The organism is Trinickia sp. (assembly GCF_051954495.1).
GTDB lineage: Bacteria > Pseudomonadota > Gammaproteobacteria > Burkholderiales > Burkholderiaceae > Trinickia.
In genome coordinates this window covers 18086-31893 of the sequence record NZ_JBQCHR010000155.1, presented here as the reverse complement: position 1 = coordinate 31893, position 13808 = coordinate 18086, and the positions used below count along the sequence as shown (strand labels likewise).

The window sequence follows — 13808 nt, the reverse complement described above, 5'->3', positions numbered from 1 at the left end:
GCATTCAAGTTCAACGACGCCGTGCTGCGTCACCTGATCGTCAAGATGAAGAAGGCCGAAACGGGCCCGTCGCCGATGATGAAGGAAGTGCAGCGCGAAGAAGCCAAGAAGGCAGCTGCCTCGTCGCAGCCGTCCGAAGCGCAGGCTTAACGGTATTCACGGTTTAAGCCACCTAGGTTCCATCGCTTTTTCGCCGCTCTCGTGAACAGGCTGCAACTTCAGGCCAGCGTGATCGAGCGCGAGCCGCTGCGCTATACGCCGGCAGGCGTGCCGATCGCAAGCTGCACGCTGCAGCATCGCGGGGAAGTCGTCGAAGCCGGCATCGTCCGGCAGGTGGAGTTGACGATGCCTGCGTTGGCCGCGGGCGCCGCGAGCGGGAAGCTCGAAAGCTGTGAAATGGGCGTCGAAACGCTCTTCACCGGCTTCCTGGCGAAGAAAAGCCGCAACGCGAGAACCTTGGTGTTTCACATCACAGAATTGCAGGACATTGGAAAGGACTGAACATGCCCCGCCCGACTGGTAAGAAATTCGACAAGCGCCGTCAACAACAAAACCCGCTGTTCAAGCGCAAGAAGTTTTGCCGCTTCACTGCTGCCGGCGTCGAGTCTATCGACTATAAAGACATCGAAACGCTGAAGGACTTCATCGGCGAAAACGGCAAGATCACGCCGGCTCGTCTGACGGGTACGAAGGCCCATTATCAACGCCAGCTCGATACGGCCATCAAGCGCGCTCGCTTCCTCGCGCTCTTGCCGTACACCGACCTGCACAAGGCCTAATCAGACGACGCGATAAGGAGAATCCGAATGCAAATCATTCTTTTGGAAAAAGTCGTCAACGTGGGCAACCTCGGCGACGTGGTGAAGGTCAAGGACGGCTACGCCCGTAACTTCCTGATCCCGCAAAAGCTGGCTCGCCGCGCCACGAAGACTGCGATCGCCGAATTCGAAGTGCGCCGCGCCGAGCTCGAAAAGGCTGCCGCCGAGAAGCTGGCTGCCGCGCAAGCGCAAGGCGAGAAGATGGCCGGCTTGACGGTCCAAATCGCACAGAAGGCCGGCGTCGACGGCCGTCTGTTCGGTTCGGTCACGAACGCCGACATCGCCACGGTCCTGACGAAGCAAGGCTTCGCGGTCGAAAAGGCCCAAGTGCGCATGCCGCAAGGCCCGCTGAAGATCGTGGGCGATCACCCGGTGCAAGTGTCGCTGCATACCGACGTCGCTGTCGACGTGACGGTGTCGGTGCTGGGCGAACACGCCTAAGCGTCGCAAAGCGATACCGGCCGTACCGGGCGTCGTTCCGGTTCGGCCCAGAGTTTTCGAAAAGGCAGGAGCCGGAGCACCGGTTCCTGCCTTTTTTGTTTTGGCCTCGTTTTGCCTGCTGGCTAAGGCGCAGCCATTTCGCGATAATGCCTCCCCATGAACGCACCGTCGAACGATCCGCAACTCGATTCGCTTAAAGTCCCGCCGCACTCGATCGAGGCCGAGCAATCGGTGCTCGGCGGCTTGCTGCTCGATAACGCGGCGTGGGACCGCATCGCGGATTTCCTGTCGCAGAGCGACTTCTATCGGTACGACCACCGGATCATCTACGAGCACATCGGGCGGCTCATCGCCACTACACGGCCTGCCGACGTCGTGACGGTGTACGAAGCGCTAACTACGTCCGGCAAGGCGGAGGACGTGGGCGGGCTCGCCTATCTGAACGCCCTTGCGCAAAACACGCCGAGCGCCGCCAACATTCGGCGCTACGCCGAAATCGTGCGCGATCGCGCGGTGCTGCGCCGCCTCGTGTCCGTGGCCGACGAAATTTCGGCCGACGCGTTCAATCCGCAGGGCAAGGAAGTTCGACAACTGCTGGACGAGGCCGAATCGAAAGTATTTTCGATCGCGGAGGACGGCGCGCGCGGCACGCAGGGGTTCCTCGAAATCGGTCCGCTATTGACGCAGGTCGTCGAGCGCATCGATACGCTTTACCACACGGCCAACCCGAGCGACGTTACGGGCACGCCAACGGGCTTCGTCGATCTCGACCGCATGACCTCGGGCATGCACGGCGGCGAACTGATCATCGTGGCGGGACGGCCGTCGATGGGTAAGGCGCAGCCGCTGGATGCCCGGATCAAGACGCTGTCGGGCTGGAAGACGATGGGCGAGCTCGAAGTCGGCGATGCGCTGGCCTCGGTCGACGGGGCGCCCTCCATGGTGACCGGCATTTATCCGCAGGGGGAGCGCCAGGTTTATCGGGTTCGGTTTTCAGATGGGCGATCGGCGGAATGCTGCGACGAGCATCTGTGGCGGGTTCATTACCGCGGCTGGGCACAGCCGAGGATCGTCGATACGAAACAATTGCGCGAATTGCTGACGCGCGAGCGGTACCGCAATCGCCTGTGGATCGATATGCCCAGCGGCGATTTTGGCCACGAGGAGGCGCTGCCGGTCGATCCCTGGGTGCTGGGTGCGTTGCTGGGCGACGGGGCCATCGGCGGCACGTCCGTGCGCTTTAGCGCGAAGGCCGAGGAAACGCTCGAGCGCATGCGCGCGCGCATCGGTGAGGTCATGACGCTCGAGTACGCGGGTCAATACGATTGGCGGGTTAAGCGCCGGCCCGCGAGCGAAAGCGCGTCGCGTCCGAGCGTCAATCCTATCAAGCAAGCCCTGGAGCGCTTGAGTCTTTGGGGATGCACCAGCTACGACAAGTTCATTCCGCGCGCCTATCTGGATGCGGCCAAGCCGGCGAGACTCGATCTGCTGCGCGGCCTGCTCGACACCGACGGATGGGTCGAGCGCTGGGGCACGGTGCGCTATTCGACGGCCAGCGCGCGCTTGGCGAGCGATGTCCGTGAACTCGTGCGTTCGCTCGGCGGCTGGTGCACCGTGTCGGAGAAGCAAACGTCGTTCGTCGTCGACGGCGTTCGCAAACAAGGCGCGACGGCTTACCAGTGCACGATCAGCCATCCGGACCCGAAAAACCTTTTCCTGTTCGAGGGCAAGCGCGAGCGCCTCGAGCGCGGACGCACGAGGCGCAAAATGCCCGTCGTCGTGTCGATCGAGCCTACGCGGCATATCCAGACCCAATGCATCTCGGTATCGCACCCTACGCGCCTTTACGTGACCGATGACTACGTCGTCACGCATAACACCGCATTTTCGATGAACATCGGCGAATACGTGGCGGTGGAATACGGGCTGCCCGTCGCCGTGTTTTCGATGGAAATGCCGGGCACGCAGCTCGTGATGCGGATGCTCGGTTCGGTGGGCCGCCTCGATCAACACCGTATGCGTACAGGCCGGCTGACCGACGAGGACTGGCCCAAGCTCACGCACGCCGTGCAGAAAATGAGCGAGGCGCAGCTGTTCATCGACGAAACGGGCGGTCTGAACCCGATGGAATTGCGCTCGCGCGCGCGACGCCTTGCGCGCCAGTGCGGCAAGCTCGGGCTCATCATCGTCGACTACTTGCAACTGATGTCGGGCTCGTCTCAGGGCGAAAACCGCGCGACCGAAATCTCGGAAATCTCGCGCTCGCTCAAAGGGCTGGCCAAGGAACTCGACGTGCCGGTCATTGCGCTGTCGCAGCTGAACCGCGGCCTCGAGCAGCGTCCCAATAAGCGCCCGGTCATGTCGGATCTGCGCGAGTCCGGCGCTATCGAGCAGGACGCGGACGTGATCCTGTTCATCTACCGAGACGAAGTCTACAACCCCGACAGCCCCGACAAGGGGACGGCGGAAATCATCATCGGCAAGCAGCGTAACGGTCCGATCGGCCCCGTTCGGCTCACGTTCATGGGCCAATATACGAAGTTCGACAATTTCGCCGGTCCTCAGAATTTCCATGGGGGCGAGTGAAGGGCGCTAGCAGGCCTCTGGCTCCGCCGGGTGCGGTTGTTGCGTTCTTGTCCGCGGGTGCAACCGAGCGTTGGGCTCGATCGCGGGAGCCGGTACAATATTGCAGTTTTGTGTCAGCCCCCAGAGAACCGCTGCGCGCGGGTTCCATTCGAACCCGGGCGCAGCGGGTCCTTTTCCGCCCGGCGGTGCGCCGCGGGCTGTAGCGGGGCGCCCCATATGACCACCTATCGGGATCTCAATGTTCGGTCGCTTCATGCCCACCGAGGGCAAGTTCTTTGAAATCTTCAACGAGCACGCAAAGTGCATCGTTTCCGCGAGCGAAGAGCTCGAGCGCTTGGTCGACAATCTGAGCGAGGCCGAAGTGCACAAGCAGCGCGTACAGGCCAACGAAAAGGCCGCGGACAAGCTGACGCACGAAACGATCGACCTGCTGCACAAGACGTTCATCACGCCGCTCGATCGCGACGAGATCCACAAGCTCATCACGACGATGGACGACATCCTCGACTTGATGGAAGACGTCGCGACGGCCGTGTCGCTGTACGACGTGCAAGCGATGACGTCCGAGGCAAGCCAGCTTGCTCACATCTGCACGCAAACGGCCAAGCACGTGCAAAGCGCCGTGAACATGCTGTCGGATATGAGCCAGGCGCGCCAAATCCTGTCGGCCTGCGAAGAAATCGACCGGCTCGAGTCGGAAGCCGATCGCGTGCTGCGCTCGGCGATGTCCAAGCTCTTCCGCGAAGAGGACGACGTCAAGACGCTGATCAAGCTCAAGGCGGTCTACGAACTGCTCGAATCGATCACCGACAAGTGCGAGGATGTCGCGAACATCATCGAAGGCATCGTGCTGGAAAACGCGTAAGCGGGCGGACCCACCGATGCAATCTATCCAGATCGCCATTTGGGTGCTCGCCGGGCTGATCGCCGTCGCACTCGTCTTCGATTTCATGAACGGCTTTCACGATGCCGCGAATTCGATCGCCACGGTCGTCTCGACGGGCGTGCTCAAGCCCCAGCAGGCCGTCGCGTTCGCCGCCGCGTGCAACGTCATCGCCTATTTCATCTTTCATTTGAAGGTCGCTTCGACGGTCGGCAAGGGCACGATCGACCCCAAAATCGTCGATCACTACGTGGTCTTCGGCGCGTTGTTCGGCGCGATCATTTGGAACATCCTGACCTGGCGCTTCGGCATTCCTTCCAGTTCTTCCCACGCGCTGATCGGCGGGCTCGTCGGCGCGGCCCTGGCCAAGTCGGGGTGGTGGGCGCTGAACATCGACGGCATCATGAAGACCGTCGCGTTCATCTTCATCTCGCCGCTGCTCGGCTTCGTGCTCGGTTCGTTCTTCATGACCGCGGTGTCGTGGATCTACTTCCGCACGCCGCCAAGCAAGGTCGACAGGCGCTTCCGGCGTCTGCAGCTGCTCTCGGCCGGCCTCTACAGCCTCGGCCACGGCGGCAACGACGCGCAAAAGACGATCGGCATTATTTGGATGCTGCTGATCGCCACCGGCTTTGCGTCGGTGTCGGCCGACGCACCGCCTGTCTGGGTGGTGGGCGCCTGCTACATGTCGATGGGGCTCGGCACCTTGTTCGGCGGCTGGCGCATCGTCCGCACGATGGGCCAGAAGATCACAAAGCTCAAGCCGGTCGGCGGTTTTTGCGCCGAAGCGGGTGGGGCGATCACGCTTTTTACCGCGTCGGCCATGGGCGTGCCGGTATCGACGACGCATACGATCACGGGCGCCATCGTCGGCGTGGGCGCCACGCAAAAGCTGTCCGCCGTGCGCTGGGGCGTGGCGGGCAACATCGTATGGGCGTGGATCTTGACGATCCCGGCTTCGGCCATCCTGTCCGCTATCGGCTGGTGGCTCGGGCGTCGGTTCCTGTAATCGCGGCGTCGAGCGCTTGGCCGGGGAGTGCGCGAGCGCTCGCCCGGCGGCGCGAAAGCCGGATTGGCGGTTTCCCGCTTGAGCGTCCGCCCTCTAGCTTTTTCTCTTCCTTTTGCTGGGTGCAGGCGTGGCCGATGCGTGCCGCGGCTGTCGTCTCCCCTCGGCTAGGCTCGGCTCGGCTCGGCTCGGCTCGGCTCAAAATCAATTGCCGCTGTTGGCGAACCGGGCAATCGGGTCGTCGGCTGTCGAACTCGGCGCAGGCTGGGCCTGCGGCGTCGTCGACGCACGCATGATCTGAACGCCCGGGTCGAATGGCTCCGGCCGAAGCGCTGATGCGCCCGCTTGGCGCGCCTGCTGTTCCGCTTGAACAGCCACAGGCGGCGGTGGCTCGAACGCGTCAGCCGCCGCATCGATCGGGTCTTTGGCGCCACTCGGCGCCGCCGCCACTGCGGCAGGGGGCTCGACGGCCGGCGAGGGCGTCGGCGCGGCTGTCCGCGTGGCTGCCGGCGATGCCGCCAGTTCCGTCGGCGCATCGAACGGCGACGGCCGCTCGAGCGGCGGCGCGACGCGCCGTATTCCGTCGAAGTGCCTCGCCCAGTAGGGGTTCGTCAAGTAGTCGAGCCGTACCGTGCCGCCGGTCGACGGCGCATTCACGAAGCGCAATTTGCCCACGTAGATACCGACGTGCGAGTGCGGTCGCCCGGTCGTATTGAAGAAGATCAAATCGCCCGGCGCAATTTCGTCGGGGTCGATCGATTCGCCACGGCGGCTGATGTCGGCCGTGGTCCGAGGCAGATTCACGTCGGCCGCGCGCGCGACGACATACCTGACGAGGCCGCTGCAGTCGAACCCGCTTTCCGGCGTGTTGCCGCCCCAGCGATAGGGGATGCCGACGAGGCTCATGGCCTGTATCGAGATTTCCTCGCGACCAATGCTGTGATCGACGAACCGAGGCGAACCGGGCGGCATCGTGCGGAACGCCGAGTCGCCGGGGGCAGCGCCGCCGCCGACGCGTGCGGACCGTGGCGGCGCGCTCGAGCAGGCAGCCAAGGACAGTACGACGAGAACGGCAAGCCAGAGTCGAAGCATGGCAAACGAAAACCGGCACGCGTGGCGCCTGGTAAAGAGGGATGCATCGCCCGACGCCTGCGAGAGGCGATTGCGATGCCGATGCGGCCGATGGTAGCCCTGCCGGCGGGGCCTCGGCAACCATTCCTCAGAAATTACTTGAAGCTTCGCGCGTAAACGTTGCATCGCCGAGACGCGCCCGGCCCGAAGAAATGGACGCCGCCCCCAATAAAAAAGCGCCCGGCAAGCCGGGCGCTGAATCACTGGGGAGGCGTCGCAGCGCCCCGAGACGAACGTTACAGAATGTCCGACGCGTAATCCGCCAGTCGCGAGCGTTCGCCGCGTGCGAGCGTGACATGACCGCTGTGCGCCCATCCCTTGAACCGGTCGACGACATAGGTGAGCCCCGAGCTGCCTTCCGTCAGATACGGCGTGTCGATCTGCGCAATGTTGCCGAGACAGACGATTTTCGTGCCGGGGCCCGCGCGGGTGACGAGCGTTTTCATCTGCTTGGGCGTCAAGTTCTGCGCCTCGTCGATGATGAGGTACTTATCGACGAAAGTGCGGCCTCGCATGAAGTTCATGCTCTTGATCTTCAGGCGCGAACGAATCAACTCCTGCGTGGCCGCGCGGCCCCATTCGCCCGCGCTGTCATCGGTGCGCTGAAGGACCTCGAGGTTGTCGTCGAACGCACCCATCCAGGGCTGCATCTTTTCTTCCTCGGTACCGGGCAGGAAGCCGATGTCTTCGCCAACCGGGACCGTGGCCCGCGTCACGATGATTTCGTTGTACCGCTTCTCGTCCAGTACTTGCGCGAGGCCTGCCGCAAGCGCGACCAGTGTTTTACCGGTACCGGCTTGGCCGAGCAGCGTCACGAAATCGATGTCCGGATTCATGAGCAGGTTCAGCGCGAAGTTCTGCTCGCGGTTGCGGGCGGTGATGCCCCAGACATTGTTCTTGTGATGGCTGTAGTCGCGCAGCGTTTGCAGCACGGCCGTCTTGCCGTTGAGTTCTCGCACGATCGCTTGGAACGGCGGTTCGCCCGTTTGCGGCTCGAGGTAGACGAACTCGTTGACGAGCAGCGACGCGCACAGGGGGCCCGTCACGCGGTAGTAGGTCGTGCCGGTCTTGTTGTCCTGCCAGCTTTCCATCCCCTTCGCATGCTTGGTCCAGAAATCCTGCGGCAGGGCACGGACACCCGAAAACAAGAGATCCTTGTCCTCGAGCACCTGATCGTTGAAGTAGTCCTCCGCCGGCAGGCCCAGCGCGTGGGCCTTGATCCGCATGTTGATGTCTTTCGACACCAGCACGACCTGGCGGTCGTCGCGGTCGCGTTGCAGTGCACGCACGACGCCGAGGATTTGATTGTCCGCCTTGCCTTGCGGCAGCCCTTCGACCGGCTCGATATCGGCGAGCTTGGTCTGGAAGTACAAGCGGCCCAGCGCTTCCCGGCTGCCCAGGCGAGCGAGCGGGAGCCCTTCGCTGATCGGACCGGCATTGGCGACGATCGCGTCGAGCGTACGGCTGACTTGCCGCGCGTTGCGCGCGACTTCCGACATTCCTTTCTTATGGTTGTCGAGTTCCTCGAGCGTCATCATCGGCAGATAGACGTCGTGTTCCTCGAAGCGGAAGAGACAGGTCGGGTCGTGCATGAGCACGTTCGTGTCGAGCACGAACAGCTTGAGCACTTCGGCTTCCACGGCGGCCGCCTTGCGCGTGCGGCTCTTCGCCGGGGCGCCGGCAACGGGTGCGGCTGCGGTCGGGGTGGAGGCGACCGGTGTTTCCCTGCGCGCCTGCACAGGAGCCGGCGTTGCGGCTGGCGCCACGGGTTGGAGCAGGGCCGCGGTCTGCTTGGGCTTACGACCGCTTGCCGTGGCGGCTTGCTCGGCGGCGGATACGGGCGGGAGTGAACGCAATGCAGCGCTCGTATTGGCGGCGGGGCTCATCGGGGCGGCGACGTGAGCCGCGCCGCTCGTCGAGCCGTACTCGGCCGCTTCTGCTTGCTCCCCCATCGTCCCCTGTTTTTTGGCGCTGCGCGCCGGCCTGGCTTTGGCCTTGAATTCGTCGGGCGGCAATAAACTGCCGAGCTTGCTGGGCGGGGTAGGCAAAGGCATGGTATCCCTCAAGGAATCGGGTCGCATCTCGTGCGCCGCCGAATGTCTGGCCCGCGATTGGCAGGCCGAGCCTTCGAGCGGCGCGTTTCAGGTTTCGGTTCGCCGGTTCGCCTAGATTTCGATCAGCTCCTTCGCAAGAAAGCCGGCGGCGACGCAACGCCCCGCCGCCTAAAAACAAAAAAGCCGCCGCTCCTGTTGCGATGGAGCAAGCGGCTCGATTGCGAGCATCACGCGGCGCCTGACAGTGCAGTCGTCGCCCAAAGCGACGACACCGGCGCGGCTACGGATCAGACGAGATGAATATGAACTCATTGCAACGCAATATAACGCGCGTCAAAGTCCTTGTACAGCCTCCAGCGTTTCGTCGACGTGCCCCGGTACTTTTACGCCACGCCACTCGCGCCGAAGCACGCCTTGCGCGTCGATCAGGAATGTCGAGCGCTCGATCCCGCGCACTTCCTTGCCATACATTTTTTTCATCTTGATGACGCCGAACAAAGCGCACAGCGCCTCGTTCGCATCGGAAATCAACTCGAACGGCAATTCGAGCTTGGCTTTGAAATTTTCGTGCGAGCGCAAGCTATCGCGCGAAACGCCGACGATTTCGGCGCCTGCTTTCTTGAACTTCGGGTACAGGTCGCGGAATTGCAAACCTTCCGTCGTACAGCCCGGCGTGTTGTCCTTGGGATAGAAGTACAGCACCACCTTTTTGCCCCGAAGACCGGACAGCGTGATCTCGCCCCCGGTCGCGGGAGCGGTGAAATCGGGGACGGCTTGGTCGACTGCGATGGGCACGTGGTTCTCCTATTCTTATCGCGCAAATGGTCGAGAGGCTTGACGGCGGCGCAAGCGCGCCCGGGCGGCATCGAGCAGTCAATCAGGCTGGACGATGAGGTCGCCCGAGCGGCCCGGAATCGCGCCCCAAGTGACAGGGTACGATGGCAGCAGGTCGCGGTCCAGTGCGGCATGGTAGTCGCCCATCGTCGCAAACGTATGACCCTGCGCCTGCCAGCCGGCGAGCAACCGTTCGAAAACGGAGGCGAGCTTTTGCCCTTCGAGTTCCGCGTGCAGCGTGAAGACCTGATCGTGCGGGCTGGTTTCGGTGGCCGCCAGCAGACGCTCGGCCACGTTCGACTCGTCGCAACCGTCCACGCCGAGCAACTCATCGAGCGTGGGCAGTGTCGTCGGCAACTGCACGTGGGCGAGGGTCCTGCCGTCCACAACGGGCCGATAAGGCGAATGACCGCGCCCATCCGACGCGTATGCCATGCCCCATGCGTCGATTTGCTCGAACGCGTGCTCGTTCATTTGCCAGCCGGCCGAGCCGTGGGTCGCGGGCGGCGCACCGAAGATTTCGACGAACCGCGCATAGCTCTTTTGCATTTCGCCGACCGTCCAATCGCGTCCGCGCGAGCGAACGTTATCCTGCCAGTAGACGTGGTCCCAGGTGTGGATGCCGCATTCGAAGCCGGCTTCATGGATCGCGCGCATTTCAAAGATACCTCTGCGCCCGATATCGGGGCCCGGCAGCAGCACGCCGTACATGAGCTGCTTGACGCCGTAGTGCTCGAGCACCGACGTACGCGACACCTTCTTTAGAAAGCCGGGCCGCAGGACGCGGCGCAGCGCCCAGCCCGTGTGGTCCGGGCCGAGGCTGAACAGAAACGTGGCGCGCGCCTTGAAGCGGTCGAGCATGCGCGCGAGGTTCGGCACGCCTTCGCGCGTGCCGCGCAGCGTGTCGACGTCGATTTTCAGAACGATGCGGGCCAAGGAAGGTTCTCGAAGCGTTTGCGACTGCTACTGCGTCTGCGTCTGCGCTTAAGCGTCGTTACTGCTGCTCGACGAGTGCGCGCGCGTCGGCGACGTGGCCGCGATACGCCTCGAAAATCTTGCGCAGCGCGTCGTCGAACGTCGCTTGCGGCGCCCAGTTCAGCTCGGCCATGGTGTTGTCGATCTTCGGCACGCGGTTCTGGACGTCTTGGTAGCCTGCACCGTAGTAAGCGCCCGAGGAGGTCTCGACGAGCTGCACGGCCTTGGCCGACTCGGCGTATTCCGGGTACTCGGCGGCCAGCGCCAGCATCTTGTGCGCGAGTTCACGCACCGAGAAGTTGTTCGTCGGATTGCCGATGTTGTAGATCTTGCCGGAGGCGATGCCGTCCTTGTTGTCGATGATTTTCATCAGAGCGCTGATGCCGTCGTCGATGTCGGTGAACGCGCGCTTTTGCGAGCCGCCGTCGACGAGGCTGATGTTCTCGCCGCGCACGATATGGCCAAGGAACTGCGTGACCACGCGCGAGCTGCCTTCCTTCGGCGTGTAGATCGAGTCGAGGCCCGGGCCGATCCAGTTGAACGGGCGGAACAGCGTGAAGTTCAGCCCCTCTTGCATGCCGTAACCCCAGATCACGCGGTCCATCAGCTGCTTCGAGCAGGCATAGATCCAACGGGGCTTGTTGATCGGCCCGTACGTCAGCGCCGACGCTTCCGGATCGAACTGCTCGTCGGCACACATGCCGTAGACCTCGGACGTCGACGGAAACACGAGGTGCTTACGGTACTTGACGGCGGAGCGAACGATCGGCAGGTTCGCCTCGAAGTCGAGTTCGAACACGCGCAGCGGCTGCTGGACGTAGGTGGCGGGCGTGGCGATCGCCACGAGGGGCAGGATCACGTCGCACTTCTTGACGTGATATTCGACCCACTCCTTGTTGATCGTGATGTCGCCTTCGAAAAAGTGCATCCGCTCGTGCTGCGTCAGCTCGCCCAGGCGGTCCGTCTGCATGTCCATGCCGAACACTTCCCAGTCGGTCGTCTCGAGAATGCGTTTGGACAAATGGTGGCCGATGAAGCCATTGACGCCGAGAATCAGGACTTTCTTAGCGGAACGTTCGGTTTTGGCGGAATTCATGAATGACGGGAACGATTAGTGAGCTGGACGAACTGCTCGGGGCTAACGACGGTTTCTTGCCCGTCGCGCTGATGCCGCAGTTCGGAAATGGCGATGGCGCGCGCGTCGCCGCATACGCCGAAACACGCATTATCGCTTACGTGCAGACCTGGGGGCAAATTCGCGAGGCCGGCCTTGGCCGACGCGTCGAGACCGGCCAGCCGCGCGCGGGCGATCACGAAGCGTTCGCCGGCCACTTCGGTGAATGCGCCCGGGTACGGCGGGGCGACCGCGCGCACGAGGTTGTACACCTGCTGCGCCGGCTTGGACCAGTCGATGCGACCGTCCTCGGGCTTGCGTCCGCCGAAGTAGCTGCCGCGGGCCAGATCGTTCGGCAGATGCGGCGCCTCGCCCGCGATCAGCGCCGGCAGCACGCGCCAGAGCGTCTGCTCGGCTGCGACCGTCACCTTGTCGAACACGTCTTGCGCCGTGTCGTCGGGCAGGATCGGCACGGCGCTTTGCCCGACGATCGCACCGGCGTCGGGCTTGGCCGCCATTTCGTGCAAGGTCGCGCCCGTTTCCGTCTCCCCGTTCAGGACGGCCCAATTCGTCGGTACGCGGCCGCGATATTTGGGCAGCAGCGAGCCGTGCATGTTGTACGCGCCGCGAGGGGCGAGCGCGAGCAATCCGGCCGGCAGCATATGCCGGTAGTAGAATGAGAAGATGAAATCGGGCTTGGCGGCGGCCACCGCGTCTCGCAACTGCGCGCCGTTCGGATCGGCTGGCGTGATCGTTTCGATGCCGTGCTCGGCGGCCACTTGCGCGACGCTGTCGAACCAGATGCGCTCGGCGGGGTTGTCTTCGTGCGTCACGACGAGCGCGACGTCGATGCCGCGCGCGAGCAGCACGCGCAAGCAGCGCACCCCGACGTTATGGTAGGCGAAGACGACGGCGCGAGGTTTCATCGGTCGCGGTCCTCGACATGCGCGTGCGTGCCGGGCGCCGCACCGGCGGCAGCCGGCACGGCGATGGGCTGTGTTTCGCCGGGCCGAGCCTCGAGCACCGTTTGCACAAGGTAGCGCGGCCGCGCGCGCACCTGCTGATAGATGCGGCCGATGTACTCGCCGAGCAGCCCAAGCGCGAAGATGATCACGCCTAGCATGAAGAACGTGATGGCGAACAGCGTGAACACGCCCTGCACTTCCGCCCCGATGACGAACCGTCGAATCACGAGCAGCAGAAACAAGCCCGCCGAGCCCATCGACAAGATCACGCCGATGAACGATAGCCATTGCAGCGGCACGACCGAGAATCCCGTCACGAGATCGAAGTTCAAGCGAATCAAGCTATACAACGAGTATTTCGATTCGCCGGCGAACCGCTCTTCGTGCGCGACTTCCACCTCGATCGGGTTTTGCGCGAACGTATAGGCGAGGGCGGGGATGAACGTGTTCACCTCGCCGCAGCGGTTGATCGTTTCGATGATCTGACGGCTGTACGCGCGTAGCATGCAGCCTTGATCGGTCATCTTGATCCGCGTGATGCGTTCGCGCAGACGGTTCATTGCGCGCGAGGCCTTGCGTCGCCACAGCGTGTCCTGGCGCTGAATTCGGATCGAGCCCACGTAGTCGTAGCCTTCGCGCATTTTGGCGACGAGCTTGCCGATTTCCTCGGGCGGGTTCTGCAGATCGGCATCGAGGGTGATGACGATGTCGCCGCGCGATTCCTCGAAGCCCGCGAGGATGGCCATATGCTGCCCGTAGTTCCCGTTGAGCAGGACGACGCGCGTCGTGTCGGGGCGCGCGCGGAATTGTTCGGCGAGCATCGCGGCCGACTTATCGCGGCTGCCGTCGTTGATGAAGATGATTTCGTAGGCTGCGCCTAGCGCGTCGAGCGCCGGGTATAGGCGCGCGAACAGCGCGTGGAGCCCCGCCTCCTCGTTGTAGACGGGGATGACGATGGAGACTTCAGGCCGTGCCGTACGGTGTTCGATATAACTCATGTC

At 63.4% G+C, this 13808-nt stretch carries 13 protein-coding genes and 1 pseudogene; 7 read left to right on the top strand and 7 right to left on the bottom strand.

The features are described 5' to 3' along the window. From ACTHNR_RS21250 to ACTHNR_RS21220, 7 genes and pseudogenes are all read left to right on the top strand, one after another. Positions 1–150: pseudogene (locus ACTHNR_RS21250) on the top strand (30S ribosomal protein S6); the annotation flags it as partial. Positions 151–201: 51 nt separating this feature from the next. Then, complete coding sequence (priB, locus tag ACTHNR_RS21245) at positions 202–501, top strand: primosomal replication protein N (RefSeq protein ID WP_440549692.1); 300 nt, start codon at positions 202–204, stop codon at positions 499–501. 2 nt (positions 502–503) lie between these two features. Continuing rightward, complete coding sequence (gene rpsR, locus ACTHNR_RS21240) at positions 504–779, top strand: 30S ribosomal protein S18 (protein WP_440549689.1); 276 nt, start codon at positions 504–506, stop codon at positions 777–779. A 27-nt stretch (positions 780–806) separates the two neighbouring features. After that, positions 807–1259 carry a 50S ribosomal protein L9 gene (gene rplI, locus ACTHNR_RS21235; protein WP_440549686.1) on the top strand — a complete coding sequence of 151 codons (453 nt, stop codon included), beginning with the start codon at positions 807–809 and terminating at the stop codon, positions 1257–1259. Between the two features lie 156 nt (positions 1260–1415). Then, the gene (dnaB, locus tag ACTHNR_RS21230) at positions 1416–3845 is read left to right on the top strand and encodes a replicative DNA helicase (RefSeq protein WP_440549683.1); all 2430 of its coding nucleotides are present in this window, start codon (positions 1416–1418) and stop codon (positions 3843–3845) included. A 238-nt stretch (positions 3846–4083) separates the two neighbouring features. Further along, on the top strand, positions 4084–4710 hold the full coding sequence (locus tag ACTHNR_RS21225) for a DUF47 domain-containing protein (RefSeq protein WP_440549680.1): 627 nt from the start codon (positions 4084–4086) through the stop codon (positions 4708–4710). A gap of 16 nt (positions 4711–4726) precedes the next feature. After that, positions 4727–5737: an anion permease gene (locus tag ACTHNR_RS21220; protein ID WP_440549678.1), complete on the top strand. Its 1011-nt coding sequence runs from the start codon at positions 4727–4729 to the stop codon at positions 5735–5737. A gap of 201 nt (positions 5738–5938) precedes the next feature. Here ACTHNR_RS21220 and ACTHNR_RS21215 read toward each other — a convergent pair whose 3' ends face one another. The 7 genes from ACTHNR_RS21215 to ACTHNR_RS21185 form a co-directional block, all read right to left on the bottom strand. After that, positions 5939–6826, bottom strand: a complete 888-nt coding sequence (locus ACTHNR_RS21215; protein ID WP_440549675.1) for an NlpC/P60 family protein — start codon at positions 6824–6826, stop codon at positions 5939–5941. A 275-nt stretch (positions 6827–7101) separates the two neighbouring features. Continuing rightward, positions 7102–8919, bottom strand: a complete 1818-nt coding sequence (locus ACTHNR_RS21210; protein WP_440549672.1) for a PhoH family protein — start codon at positions 8917–8919, stop codon at positions 7102–7104. Between the two features lie 333 nt (positions 8920–9252). Continuing rightward, positions 9253–9714 carry a peroxiredoxin gene (locus tag ACTHNR_RS21205; RefSeq protein ID WP_440549670.1) on the bottom strand — a complete coding sequence of 154 codons (462 nt, stop codon included), beginning with the start codon at positions 9712–9714 and terminating at the stop codon, positions 9253–9255. 78 nt (positions 9715–9792) lie between these two features. Next, the gene (locus ACTHNR_RS21200) at positions 9793–10689 is read right to left on the bottom strand and encodes a 4-deoxy-4-formamido-L-arabinose-phosphoundecaprenol deformylase (protein ID WP_440549667.1); all 897 of its coding nucleotides are present in this window, start codon (positions 10687–10689) and stop codon (positions 9793–9795) included. 58 nt (positions 10690–10747) lie between these two features. Then, entirely contained in the window at positions 10748–11824 is a 1077-nt protein-coding gene (locus ACTHNR_RS21195; protein ID WP_440549664.1) for a bifunctional UDP-4-keto-pentose/UDP-xylose synthase, read from the bottom strand. Next, positions 11821–12768 (bottom strand): formyltransferase, encoded by a 948-nt coding sequence (locus ACTHNR_RS21190; RefSeq protein WP_440549661.1) that lies wholly within the window; start codon positions 12766–12768, stop codon positions 11821–11823. Before ACTHNR_RS21190 ends, ACTHNR_RS21195 begins: the two co-directional genes overlap by 4 nt. Continuing rightward, positions 12765–13805 carry a glycosyltransferase gene (locus ACTHNR_RS21185; RefSeq protein WP_440549659.1) on the bottom strand — a complete coding sequence of 347 codons (1041 nt, stop codon included), beginning with the start codon at positions 13803–13805 and terminating at the stop codon, positions 12765–12767. Before ACTHNR_RS21185 ends, ACTHNR_RS21190 begins: the two co-directional genes overlap by 4 nt. Positions 13806–13808 lie beyond the last annotated feature (3 nt).

Bases quoted from the DNA above. Each gene is read 5' to 3' on its own strand.
- ACTHNR_RS21195 (WP_440549664.1), bottom strand. From the start codon at position 11,824: ATGAATTCCGCCAAAACCGAACGTTCCGCTAAGAAAGTCCTGATTCTC.
- ACTHNR_RS21220 (WP_440549678.1), top strand. From the start codon at position 4,727: ATGCAATCTATCCAGATCGCCATTTGGGTGCTCGCCGGGCTGATCGCC.
- ACTHNR_RS21190 (WP_440549661.1), bottom strand. From the start codon at position 12,768: ATGAAACCTCGCGCCGTCGTCTTCGCCTACCATAACGTCGGGGTGCGC.
- ACTHNR_RS21185 (WP_440549659.1), bottom strand. From the start codon at position 13,805: ATGAGTTATATCGAACACCGTACGGCACGGCCTGAAGTCTCCATCGTC.
- dnaB (WP_440549683.1), top strand. From the start codon at position 1,416: ATGAACGCACCGTCGAACGATCCGCAACTCGATTCGCTTAAAGTCCCG.
- rpsR (WP_440549689.1), top strand. From the start codon at position 504: ATGCCCCGCCCGACTGGTAAGAAATTCGACAAGCGCCGTCAACAACAA.
- ACTHNR_RS21225 (WP_440549680.1), top strand. From the start codon at position 4,084: ATGTTCGGTCGCTTCATGCCCACCGAGGGCAAGTTCTTTGAAATCTTC.
- ACTHNR_RS21215 (WP_440549675.1), bottom strand. From the start codon at position 6,826: ATGCTTCGACTCTGGCTTGCCGTTCTCGTCGTACTGTCCTTGGCTGCC.
- rplI (WP_440549686.1), top strand. From the start codon at position 807: ATGCAAATCATTCTTTTGGAAAAAGTCGTCAACGTGGGCAACCTCGGC.
- ACTHNR_RS21210 (WP_440549672.1), bottom strand. From the start codon at position 8,919: ATGCCTTTGCCTACCCCGCCCAGCAAGCTCGGCAGTTTATTGCCGCCC.